The sequence below is a fragment of the Alcaligenes faecalis genome (assembly GCF_009497775.1).
GTDB classification, from domain to species: domain Bacteria; phylum Pseudomonadota; class Gammaproteobacteria; order Burkholderiales; family Burkholderiaceae_B; genus Alcaligenes; species Alcaligenes faecalis_D.
On sequence record NZ_CP031012.1, the window covers coordinates 33,340 to 45,199 of the forward strand.

General features: G+C 58.8%; 11 protein-coding genes. All 11 read left to right on the forward strand.

All coding sequences use genetic code 11. The features are described 5' to 3' along the window. Positions 1–69: 69 nt before the first annotated feature. The 11 genes from argE (at position 70) to DUD43_RS00215 (ending at position 11,759) form a co-directional block, all read left to right on the forward strand. Complete coding sequence (argE, locus tag DUD43_RS00165) at positions 70–1,239, forward strand: acetylornithine deacetylase (RefSeq protein WP_153228647.1); 1,170 nt, start codon at positions 70–72, stop codon at positions 1,237–1,239. 58 nt (positions 1,240–1,297) lie between these two features. Then, the gene (locus DUD43_RS00170) at positions 1,298–2,491 is read left to right on the forward strand and encodes a pyridoxal phosphate-dependent aminotransferase (protein ID WP_221080140.1); all 1,194 of its coding nucleotides are present in this window, start codon (positions 1,298–1,300) and stop codon (positions 2,489–2,491) included. Between the two features lie 324 nt (positions 2,492–2,815). Next, on the forward strand, positions 2,816–3,973 hold the full coding sequence (locus tag DUD43_RS00175) for an ABC transporter substrate-binding protein (protein ID WP_153228648.1): 1,158 nt from the start codon (positions 2,816–2,818) through the stop codon (positions 3,971–3,973). Positions 3,974–4,052: 79 nt separating this feature from the next. Beyond that, positions 4,053–4,898 carry a branched-chain amino acid ABC transporter permease gene (locus DUD43_RS00180; RefSeq protein WP_021447158.1) on the forward strand — a complete coding sequence of 282 codons (846 nt, stop codon included), beginning with the start codon at positions 4,053–4,055 and terminating at the stop codon, positions 4,896–4,898. Next, positions 4,895–5,875, forward strand: coding sequence for a branched-chain amino acid ABC transporter permease (locus DUD43_RS00185; protein WP_026483959.1), 981 nt, complete (start codon positions 4,895–4,897; stop codon positions 5,873–5,875). The genes DUD43_RS00180 and DUD43_RS00185 overlap by 4 nt, the downstream gene beginning before the upstream one ends. Then, entirely contained in the window at positions 5,872–7,479 is a 1,608-nt protein-coding gene (locus DUD43_RS00190) for an ATP-binding cassette domain-containing protein (protein ID WP_026483958.1), read from the forward strand. The genes DUD43_RS00185 and DUD43_RS00190 overlap by 4 nt, the downstream gene beginning before the upstream one ends. After that, positions 7,472–8,989 carry a class I adenylate-forming enzyme family protein gene (locus DUD43_RS00195; RefSeq protein WP_153228649.1) on the forward strand — a complete coding sequence of 506 codons (1,518 nt, stop codon included), beginning with the start codon at positions 7,472–7,474 and terminating at the stop codon, positions 8,987–8,989. Before DUD43_RS00190 ends, DUD43_RS00195 begins: the two co-directional genes overlap by 8 nt. After that, entirely contained in the window at positions 8,989–9,360 is a 372-nt protein-coding gene (locus DUD43_RS00200) for a hypothetical protein (protein WP_153228650.1), read from the forward strand. Before DUD43_RS00195 ends, DUD43_RS00200 begins: the two co-directional genes overlap by 1 nt. Positions 9,361–9,362: 2 nt before the next feature. Next, positions 9,363–10,163 carry an alpha/beta fold hydrolase gene (locus tag DUD43_RS00205; protein ID WP_153228651.1) on the forward strand — a complete coding sequence of 267 codons (801 nt, stop codon included), beginning with the start codon at positions 9,363–9,365 and terminating at the stop codon, positions 10,161–10,163. Between the two features lie 12 nt (positions 10,164–10,175). Then, positions 10,176–10,943: a GntR family transcriptional regulator gene (locus tag DUD43_RS00210; protein ID WP_153228652.1), complete on the forward strand. Its 768-nt coding sequence runs from the start codon at positions 10,176–10,178 to the stop codon at positions 10,941–10,943. A 27-nt stretch (positions 10,944–10,970) separates the two neighbouring features. Beyond that, positions 10,971–11,759, forward strand: coding sequence for an enoyl-CoA hydratase/isomerase family protein (locus DUD43_RS00215; RefSeq protein ID WP_153228653.1), 789 nt, complete (start codon positions 10,971–10,973; stop codon positions 11,757–11,759). The last annotated feature ends 101 nt before the right edge of the window (positions 11,760–11,860 follow it).

An 11,860-nucleotide genomic window follows, 5' to 3' on the forward strand; every position in this document is an offset into this window, starting at 1 on the left:
CGTTGACAGCGATATACCTGCTATATAAACTGAATTCAGTTTTTAATAATAGCAATAAGGAGCTGGCATATGAGCAGGCAGGAGGCCCCTTCGGCCCAGGTGATCGAGCATGTTTCGTCCCTGATTGGCTTTGATACGGTAAGCAGAAACTCCAATCTGGCATTGATTGAATGGGCCGCCAACCGGCTCGAATCGGCGGGCGCCCAAGTGCGTTTTGATTACAACGAATCGCGCTCCAAAGCCAATCTGCTGGCGACCTTCGGGCAGGGGCCGGGGGGCGTGGTTTTGTCTGGCCATACAGACGTGGTGCCGGTGGATGGGCAGGCGTGGTCCAGCGATCCTTTTCAGGCTCAGATTCGTGATGGCCGCTTGTTTGGTCGTGGCGCTTGCGACATGAAAGGGTTTATCGGCGTGGCCATGGCACAGGCGCAACGCCTGGGTTCCATGACACTGCGCGAGCCCGTGCATCTGGCCTTGAGCTACGACGAAGAAGTGGGCTGTCTGGGCATTCCCGGCCTGATCGAGGAAATGCGTAAAGCCGGTATTCAGCCCAGCGGCTGCATTGTGGGTGAACCCACCAGCATGCGCGTTGTGGCGGCCCATAAAGGCGGCCGCATTTATCGCTGCCGCGTCAAAGGCTGCGCCGCCCATTCGTCTTTGACACCACACGGTCTGAACGCAATCGAGTACGCCGCCAATCTGGTTTCGCACATTCAGCATCTGGCGGATGAAGAGGCCCAGGTCGGCAAGCGCATTGAAGGCTTTGATGTGCCCTTTTCCACCATTTCCACCAACACGATTTCCGGTGGCAATGGCATGAATATTATCCCGGCCCATTGCGAGTTCTCCTTTGAATACCGCTATCTGCCTGGCGTGGACCCGGATGGCTTCATCGGCAATTTGCGCCGCTTTGCCTATGAGCAGGTCTTGCCGCGCATGCAGGCACGCCATGGTGATGCGGCTATCGAATTCGAATGTCTGGGCAGCATCCCTGCCCTGGATGATGAAGACAGCCAGGAGCTGAAAAAAATGGCGTTGGCCTTGCTGGGTGAGTCCGCCGCACAACGTGTGGCCTATGGCACCGAAGCCTCGTTTTTCCAGGAAGCGGGCGTGCCCAGCATTGTCTGCGGGCCTGGCTCCATCACCGTGGCGCACAAGGCCGATGAGTACGTCAGCCTGGAGCAGTTGGCCGCCTGCGAGTCCTTTCTGGGCAAAGTGATCCAGTCCTTGGCTGCTTAGGGCGGGATGGTTTCCGGCAGGTCTTGGGGCCTGTCTTATTCTGAAGGAACAATTTTTCATGAAGCTAGCAAAACGCATTACCGGTACCTCCCAAAAATCCTTTGGCATGTACGAGCAGGCGGCTCGTTTGCAAGGCGATACCTCCGATCTGATTCATCTGGAAGTCGGCCGCCCGGACGCGGATACGCCGGTGGCGATCAAGCAGGCGGCAGCCGATGCCCTGATGCGCGGCGAGGTGCACTATAGCGATCTGCGTGGTGTGCCCGCCTTGCGCGAGGCCCTGGCCGCCAAGCTGCGCAAGCAAAACAAGCTGGATGTCGGGCCGGATGATGTGCTGGTTACCAATGGGCTGACGCACGCCTCCTTTGCCGCTTTCTTCGCCATTCTGGACGAGGGTGATGAGGTGATTCTGCTCTCGCCACACTACCCGCAGCACATAGGCAAAATCGAGCTGGCCGGGGCGCATCCGGTGCTGGTGCCGCTGAACAAGGAACAGGGTTTCGCCATTGATGCGCAGGCCATCGAAGCGGCGATTACGCCCCGTACTCGTATGGTGGTGCTGGTGAATCCGGCCAATCCTACGGGCCGTGTGTACCGCCGCAGCGAGCTGGAAGCATTGGCGCAATTGGCCATCAAGCATGACCTTGTCGTGGTCTCGGACGAAGTCTACGAGGACATTACCTACGACGATGCCGAGCACATCAGCATTGCCTCCCTGCCCGGCATGCAGGAGCGTACCGTGTCCATGTTTGCCTTCACCAAGTCCTACGCCATGGACGGCTGGCGCATTGGTTATCTGGCCGCGCCTGCCTGGTTGATGCCCGGCTTGTTGAAGATCACTGCCAACGATGTCACCCATGTGAATACCTTTATTCAGGCGGGCGCGCTGGAAGCGGTGGTCGGGCAGCAAGAAGCCCTGCGCGAGATGATCGCAGACGACGACGCCAAGCGCCGCCTGATGCTGCAACGCCTGAATGCCATGGCGAATGTCAGTTGCGCCCATGTGGAAGGCACGATTTACGCCTTTGCCGATGTGCGCGCCACGGGTGTGCCTTCGCAGGAACTGGCCGAGCGCTTGCTGAACGAGGCCCGCGTGGTGGTGGAGGCAGGCAGCTTCTACGGCCCGCAGGGGGAAGGCTTCTTGCGCCTGTGTTTTGGTTCTGCCTCGTATGAGCAGATCGAGCAGGCCATGGATCGCTTGCAGCTGTTCTTTGCTCAATTGGAGGCTCAGGCCAGCCAAACCGCCGCCTGATGGCGTGAACCGGCAGGACCTCAAGGCCGCTTTCTGTCATGGAAAGCGGCCTGTTTGTGTCTGTCAGCAGGTAGTTTCAACCCGGCTATCTAGCGAAATACATGCCCAGGCCATGACTTTTCCATATAAATATATAGACTAAAGTCCGTACAAATAAACCGACAATCCACGTCGGTGTTTTCCCTTAAATTGGTGCGTATCCCCCTGTAGGTGCTGGTTATAAGGTCATTATCAATCCATATTTCCATAGACAAGTATCGGCTCCTTATTATATTGTTCGTATCAAACAACAATTATGTCCGGTCAATTAATAGGAGCAGGTCCATGAAAAACGGGATACGGGGTGTACTGGCAGCAGCAGGGATGGTGGCTGCGCTGGGCGCGCAGGCTCAAACGCTCAAGCTGGGTGTGGTAGGAGGCATGACAGGTCCAGGCGCGCCCTGGGGTCTGGCTATTGATGGTGGCGTGAAAATCGCCGTGGATGAAATCAATCAGGCCGGTGGCCTGGAAGTGGGCGACAAGAAGTACAAGGTTGAAGTGCTGACCTACGACGACCACTACAAGGCAGCGGATGCAGTAACCGCCACCAATCGTCTGATCGATCAGGACGAAGTGAAATACATCATCGGTCCTATTGGCTCGGCTTCGGTCATGGCCATGAAGCCGATTACCGAGCGCAACAAGGTCATCATGCTGTCCAACAGCTACTCGACCGAAGTGCTGGATGCGAACACGCAATACATGTTCCGCGTGCTGCCTACGCAGTACGAATACAACCGTCAGTTGATCGGCTGGTTGAAGCAGGAACGCCCCGAGCTGAAGCGTCTGGCGATCTTGTCGCCTAACGATGCGACCGGCTGGAGCACGCAGAAGATCCAGACCGCTGCTTACAAGGACGCCGGTTACGACGTGGCTGAAACCAAGTTCTTCGAGCGCTCGCAAAACGATTTCCGCACCTTGCTGACCAGCATTCTGGCCAAGAACGTGGACTTCATCGAACTGGATACGGTGCCACCTGGCCCGGCCGGTATTGTGATACGTCAGGCACGTGAAATGGGCTTCAAAGGCCAGTTCACCAAGTTTGGCGGCAATAACGTGGCTGAAACCGTGAAGTCTGCCGGTGCAGAAAACGCTCAGGGCACCCTGGTGTACCTGTCGGCCGACCCATCCAGTGAGCCCTACCAGAAGCTGAGCCAGGCTTACGCCAAGGTCCACAGCAACAGCATGGATGACTTCGTTTTCTACTTCTACGATGCCACCCGCCTGCTGTTCAAAGCCATTAACGAAGCTGGCACCGTGGACGATACCGATGCCGTGCGTGCCCGCATTGAAGCCAATAGCAGCTTTGACGGCATTCAAGGCGCGATTGTCTGGGGCGGCAAGGATGTCTATGGCGTGAACCACCAGATCGCAACCCCGGCCTACCTGGGCGTGATCGAGGATGGCAAGGCCAAGGTCATCAACAAGTTCGACGCCCGCTAATTACCGGTTTTGTTTCAGTACGCACTCCGCCACGGCGGTGGAGTGCACCTTGATACGGTTAGCAATTATGCAGATCGCAATGCAAATCGCCATCATCGCCCTGATGTCCACTTTCGTGTACGCCCTGGTAGCCCTGGGTTTCACGCTGGTGTTTGGCATCTTGCGGGTGGTGAACTTCGCTCACGGCGAGTTCTACATGCTGGGCGCTTACGCCATGTATGTGTTTTATGGTCAGTTTGGCTGGCCCTACCTGCCCTCTATCGCGGCCGCTGCCGTGCTGGTGGGATTCCTGGGTTTACTGGCTGAACGTGGCCTGTTCCGTCGCTTTGTGGGCGACGAGATGGGCGGCATGATCATGTCCCTGGCTTTGGCGATTACCTTGCAGGCCGGGATCTCGCTGCTGTTCTCGGTGGACGAGCAATCGGTACGCCGTCCGGTGGAAGGTGCCTGGCAAATTGGCCAAGCCTTTTTCGCCAAGGACCAATTGCTGATCGTAGGCATGAGTGTGCTGGCGCTGGCTGCCTTCTATTTTCTGATCGAGCGTACCCGTATCGGCATGACGATACGTGCGGTGGCGCAGGACCGGGAAGTGGCACGTCTGCAAGGCGTCAGTTCCTGGAAGATCATGGCCTTCACCTTTGCCTTGAGCTGCGGCCTGGCCGGTTTGTCGGGTGCCCTGATGGCGCCGGTCTACACCGTGCACCCCTATATGGGCGAAGCCGTGGTGGTGAAAGCCTTCATTATTGTGGTTCTGGGTGGTCTGGGCAGCTTGCCCGGTGCAGTGGTTGCCGCCCTGATTCTGAGTGTCACCGAGGCCGTGGCGTCCACCTTCTATAACGCGACCGTAGCCACCATGTTGTCCTTCCTGATCGTGATGGCCGTGTTGCTGGTCAAACCCAGCGGTTTGATGGGGAAATCGTCATGAGCGCGATCAAAACTGCTTCTTTCTATCCGCGCGATGGCGCCCTGCAATGGGTCTGGCATGCCGTCGTGGTCGCGGTGCTGCTGGGCTGGCCCGTGTGGGCCGGACAGCCTCGCTTTGCCCTGCATCTGGCCATCATGGTGTCGCTGTACGCCTGCCTGGCCATGAGCATGAATCTGGTTTTGCGTATCGGCCAGCTCTCGCTGGCGCATGGTGCCTTGTTCGGGCTGGGGGCGTATGCCTCGGCCATTTTGAGTCGAGATTATGGCTGGTCCTTTCCAGCCGCGTTTTTGGGCGCCGGAGTACTGACGGCAGCATTAGCTGTGATCACCGGTCCCATTTTTATGCGTATCAAGGGTGTGCATTTCGCGCTCTTGACCTTCGCTCTGGGCGAAGCCGTGGTGCTGTGCTTTATCGAGTTCCACGAACTGTTTGGCGGCAATAACGGCTTTGGGCAGATTCCGTCCCTGCAAGCCAGCTTGCCGATTCCTGAAGGGCGTTACGGCGTTTATCTGGTGACGGTCAGCTTTGCCTTGGTGGTGTATTTCGTGCTGCGGGCCTTGTATCGCCGCGAATGGGGCATGGTGGCGGACTCCCTGCATCAGAACGAGCAACTGGTGCGTTCCGGTGGTTTGAATGTGCTGCGCTTTCGGGTCAGTGTGTTTGTCCTCAGTGCCTTGATTGCCGGTTGGACGGGCAGCTTGTACGCCCACTATCAAGGCTATATCTCGCCCGATTCCTTCGGGTTCTGGACAGCGGTGAACGCCGTCATCATGAATGTGCTGGGTGGCGTGGGTGCCCTGGCTGGAGCCGTGGTGGGGGCTGCCATCCTGATCCCTTTGCCCGAATTACTGCGCGACTTGCAGCAGTACCAGCGCCTGATCTATGGCCTGACGTTGATTCTGCTGCTCTTGTTCATGCCGCAAGGTTTGGCGGGTCTGTGGCGTAAGTGGCGCGGCGCGCGCAAGGAGGCAGCATGAGCGTGCAATTGAATGTTCAGGGTCTTAGCCGACATTTTGGTGGTATCCGTGCGGTGGACGAGGTGTCCTTCAGCACGGCTCCCGGCCAGATTACCGGCGTGATTGGCCCCAACGGCGCCGGTAAAACCACGCTGTTCAATCTGATTGCCGGTACGACCAAGCCCAGCGCGGGTGCTGTCACCATGGATGGTGCCGCCATTACGGGTCGCCCGGCCGCGGCCTTGGCGCGCCAGGGTCTGGTGCGTACCTTCCAGATGACGCATGTATTTGCAGGCCACACGGTCTTTGAAAACCTGTACCGTGCGGCCCTGTTCCGTCAGTTTCCTTCACCCTGGTCGCTGTTCAACCCCTGGGGTGTGCGCCGTGGCCGCCAGGAAGCGGCGCGACAGGCAGAACACGCTTTGGCCTTGATTGGCCTGGAGTCTGTAGCCAATGAGCAGGCCGATTCGCTGGCCTACGGCTTACAGAAGATTTTGGGTGTGGGCATGGCCCTGACAGCCATGCCCCGCCTTCTTTTAATGGATGAGCCCGCTGCTGGCCTGAACCCGGTGGAAACCGTGGCCATGGCTGACCTGATTGAACGCATCCACGCCAGTGGCATTGATGTGGTGGTGGTCGAGCACGATATGGGCCTGGTGATGCGTCTGTGCCAAAAGCTGGTGGTGCTGGTCAACGGTCGTTTGCTGGCCGAAGGCCCGACCGCGCAAGTGCGTCAGGACCCGCGGGTGATTGAAGCTTATCTGGGTGCGGATCTGGACAAGGAACCTGGGCTGGAACCGCCTGTGGATGCCCGCGCATTGCAAAATGGCATGGGCCGCCCGGCCTCGGTCTCTACAGCTGCTCAGGGAGCGCCCAAGGCCAGCAAGCCTGCTCCCATGCTGGAAATCAAGGATTTGAGTGTGTCCTATGGCGCAGTGCGAGCCTTGGACAAGGTCAGTTTTGCGGTGGAAGAAGCCAGTGTGTGCGCCGTGATCGGGGCTAATGGCGCGGGTAAATCTACCCTGATGAAAGCCATTAGCGGTCTGGTACCGGTTGCCGGAGGAGAAATCCTGCTGGAAGGCCAGCCTATCCAGAACCTGAGCGCAGAGCGCCGTGTGAATCTGGGTATCGCCCTGTCGCCGGAAGGCCGTCGCTTGTTCCCTGAACTGACCGTGCGCGAGAACCTCTTGATGGGGGCGTATCTGCGCCGCGATCAGGCCGACATTACGGTGGATCTGGAACGTATTTACGGTTACTTCCCGCGCCTGCTGGAGCGTGAGCAAAGCCAGGGGCGTCACCTCTCGGGTGGCGAGCAGCAAATGTGCGCGATTGGCCGTGCCCTGATGTCCCGGCCTCGTCTGCTCTTGCTGGATGAGCCCTCTTTGGGTCTGGCCCCGGCGGTCACGTTGGAAGTGGCCCGCGCGATTCGCCAGATCAGCCAGGACGGCACCACGATTGTGCTGGTGGAGCAAAACGCTCGTCTGGCCTTGAAGCTGTCCAACCATGCCGTTGTGCTGGAAACCGGGCGCTTGAGCCTGGCGGGCGACAGCAAAGACATCATGAATAACCCACAAATTGCAGCGGCCTATCTGGGTCACGCTGCAGAGGCTTCGCATCATGCCTAATATTTACCAGGTCGCCATGTTTAATGCCGAGCGCTACCCAGACAAGGTAGCGGTCTCGGACGAGCGCCAGGCCCTGTCCTTTGGCCAGTTTTGCGCCCGTGCGCGCGCCTTGTCGGCCTATTTGAAAGGCTTGGGTGTACAGCCAGGGGATCGGGTGGCCATCATGACGCCCAATTCCATCGACTACCTGGCCTTGCTGCATGCCACGGCCGTAGGCGGTTTTTCTCTGGTGCCGGTGAACACCCGTTATGGCGCTGCCGAACTGCGTTACTTGCTGGACGATGCCCAGCCTACCGTGTGCATTGTGGACCCGGCCTACCGTCCCTTGCGCGAGCAGATCGAGGCTGAAGGCGGCTTGAACAGTGCCGTGCAGTGGCTGGAACACCTGCCTGAGTCCTTGCCCGATCACCGTGCGGATGACCCGGTGCAGCATCGCTTTGGCCGTGTGGGGGATGAGGATGTTGCCATCATCATGTACACCTCCGGTACGACCTCGGCACCCAAGGGAGCCATGCTGACGCACGGCAATTTGTCGGCCAATGCCGTGAACTACATCATGGAGCTGGGCATTGATGCCAACAGCCGCTCCTTGCTGGCGACGCCCTTGTTTCACATTGGTGGTTTCGGGGTGGTGAATGGCCCCATTTTGTATGCCGGTGGCAGCTTGCATGTGGTGCCGCGCTTCGAGGCCGATGCGGTCATGGACGCGCTGCGTCTGTACCAGCCTACGCATGTGTTTTTGTTGTCGGCCATGTGGGTGGGTTTGACCGATCACCCTGAGTTCAAAGCGCTGTCCCTGCCCGGTGCCCAGTTTGTGCAAACCGCGGCTGCGCCTTTGGGTCAGTGGCGTCAGGATTTGATCCGTACCGTGTTTCCCAATGCTGAATTCAGCTGGGGCTTTGGCATGACGGAAAGCTGTGTCACCACCATCAAGAATCGCTACACGCAGGAGATTCTGGAGCACCCTGGTTCCATCGGTTACCTGTGGCGGCATGTGCAGTATCGACTGGTCGATGCCGACGGCAAGGTGCTGCCCGATCAGCGCGGACCGGGCGAAATGCAGGTGCGTGGCCCGACTGTGTTTAAAGGCTATTGGCGGCAGCCCGAGCTGACCGCCCAGGTGCTGGATGCGGATGGCTGGTTGCACACGGGTGATTTGATTCGGGTGGACGATGAAGGCTTTGCCTATTTCATGGGCCGCAGCAAAGATATGATCAAGACAGGTGGCGAAAACGTGGCCGCGCTGGAAGTGGAAAACTGTCTGGCCAGCCACACCGATGTACGCGAGGCCGCCGCCTTTGGCCTGCCCCACGAGTATTGGGGCGAAGAGCTGGTTGCTGCGATTGTGCCTGCCAATGGCCGTGAGCCGGATGTGGAAGTCTTGCGCGAGTTTTGCCGGGAAAAACTGTCCAGCTTTAAAGTACCCAAACGCATCTTTATTGTGGATTCCCTGCCCCAGTCCTCTTCGGGCAAAGTGCAGAAGTTCCTTCTTCGACAAAGGTATGTCTGATGCTGACTTCTTTATCTCTGTTTGACCCTGTTGTGCTGGCTGCATGGGCCAAGCGCGCCCGCGCCGATGATTTTGTACGGCAGCACAGTGTTCTGGCCGATGTTTGCGTGGCGCTGCGCAATACCGACACCGGCGAGCATATTTGGCTGGCCGTGTCAGAACAGGATGTGCAGGTGGGCACAGGCCCGCGCGAGGTGCCGTTCTGGCTGGAAGGCGATAGTGCCGCCTTTGCGGATCTGGCCCAGGGCTTTCCATTTAACCGGCTGGTGCGTCAGCACCGACTGGTTGTGGGCGGCGATTTGCGCGCCTGCGTGCAGAACTGGATGTTGTTGTACGCCCTGACCCGTCTGACGGGCGAGCTGGAGGTCTGATCATGCCTTATGTGACAACTGCGGACGGTATCCGCGCTTATTACGATCTGGCCGGTTCCGGTCCGGCCTTGGTGATGGTGCATGGTGCCAGTCAGGACAGCCTGTCCTGGCAATATGTGCTGGACCACTTTGCGCCTTTTTACACGGTGTATGCCCTGGATTTGCCCGGTCACGGCAAGAGCGGCATGCCAGTGGGTGGCCCTCATACTGCCACCCCGCAAAACGCCCAGTATCTGCTGCAATTTCTGGATGCGGCGGGTATTCAGGACCCGGTCCTGATGGGCCATTCCATGGGCGGGGGCGTTGTCGCCCAGGCCGCTGCCCTGGCACCCGAGCGTATTCGTGGCCTGGTGCTGGTCGATGGCGCTTCAGTGAATGTGGTGAAGTCCTCCGGCTATAACCCGCGCATTCTGGAGATGGCGCGTATCAATCCGGGTGACTGGTTTGAAGTGACCTTCCGCACCTTGATGGGCACCCTGTCCGACCCGGCCCGCGCGCTGGAAGTGGTGACGGACGCCCGACGTTGCATTCCGGCGGTAGCCTTTGCGGATATCTGCGCCTTTGGCGGTTTCCGCATGGAGCAGATTCTGGACGATATTCGCTGCCCGGTGGTGATTGTGGAGGGGGGCGAGGACTGGTCCGTGCCGCCAGAGTCCGCCAGAGAGGTCGAACGCTTGCTGCGAGAAGGCAAAGTTCCGGTGGAATATATAGAATGGCCGGGCATCGGGCATTTTCCCCAAAGTGAATGTCCTGAGCAGTTCACCCGCGACACCCTGGCTGCGATGCGCCGCCTGTCTCTTTAAGCTGAAAACCGTATGGCAAACACCGAATCCCAGTCCAGCGCCAAGCCAACCCTGTATCAGAACATGAGCGATCGCTTGTTGGAGCTGATCCGTTCGGGCCATTATCCCGTCGGTTCCAAGCTGCCCACCGAGATGGAGTTGTGCGAGATGTACGGGGTAGGTCGGCACACGGCGCGTGAAGCCATACGCAAGCTGACCGATCTGGGTTTGATCGAGCGGCGTCGCCGTGCCGGTACGACCGTCATTCGCCAGCATCCCAAGCCGCAGTTTGGCCTGGCGCTGGACACCACGGACCAGTTGCAGCGCTATCTGGAATTTACCGATCTGCACGTGCATAAAAAGGCGGTCTGTTTGGACAAGCAGCCGCCTGAAACCGCGCTGGACGGTGATCCGGCGGATTGGGTGAAGGTGGAAACCTATCGCAGTGTGCCGGGCAGCAAGCGCGGTATTTCCTGGACAGATATTTATCTGCGCAAGGAATACCAGGCGGTGGCGGAGTTGATTTCGACTCAGCCCGGCGGTGTGTATCCGCTGCTGGAAGAGCATTGTGGCGAAGTGGTGGAGACCATCGAAATGGAAATTTCCGCTTCGCGTTTTCCGCCACATGTTGCCCGCTTTCTGGGTTACGAGGACTCCGATCCTGCGTTGCTGATTATCCGTACCTTCCGCAATCTGGCGGGCAAGGTCATGGAAGTGGCCGTCAGCTTTTACCCACCTTATGAATTCCGCTACGTCACGCGCTTGTCGCGCAGTGATGGGAGCCACCGCTCGCAGAGCTGATTTTTCCGAACCTTTGGGGAGACATTCATGAAACGCAAATATGGCCGCAGTGTGACGGTCAAGGTGACGGGCGACCATGCGCTGGTGCGCTTTGATCGCGGCGTTAATCGTAATGCTATTGATCAGGACACTTTGCTGGCCCTGACGCAGGTGGCGCAGGATCTGGCCTTGTCGCTGGAGATTCACACCGTGGTGCTGACCGGGGCCAAGGATATTTTCTCGGCCGGGATTGATCTGAAAGACCCGCAAAAGTGGAACGATGAGCAGGCTGGCTTGCTGGAGCGTCGGGATGTGGCCCAGCGTGGTGCGCGTTTGTGCCGTTTGTGGGAAGAGCTGCCACAGCTGACCATTGCCGCGATTGAAGGTGCCGCTGTAGGTGGCTCGGTGGCCTTGGCACTGGCTTGCGATTGGCGTGTGGCCTCGCAGACATCCTTCCTGTATCTGCCTGAAGCCAAGGTGGGCCTGAACATGGGCTGGGGTGCCATTCCACGCATGGTGAACATGCTGGGTGCGGCCCGTACCAAACGTGCCATCTTGCTGGCCGAACGCTTCGGTGCTGAACAGGCGCTGGACTGGGGCTTGCTGGATGAAGTCTGTGAACCCGGTCAGGCCGTGGCAGTGGCGCAGTCTTTGGCCGCGCGTGCTTCGGAGTCGCCTGCGGCGATTATTCGCATGACCAAAGAGTCGGTGAATCAGGTAGCCAATGCCATGAACCGTCTGGGCATTTATATGGATGCCGATCAGGCGCTGGTGTGTCGCGACAGCGTAGAGGGAGCCCAGGCGCGTGCGGGTTTTTTGTCCGCGGGTCGGGCCTAGATAAAACAGCCCCCCTTGGTAGTGTCCAGCGGGCCAGCGAGCATACCAGGAAACGGCATTTTGCCGGGCCGCGTTTGAGTGCGCTGCGGGCGCATCGTTTT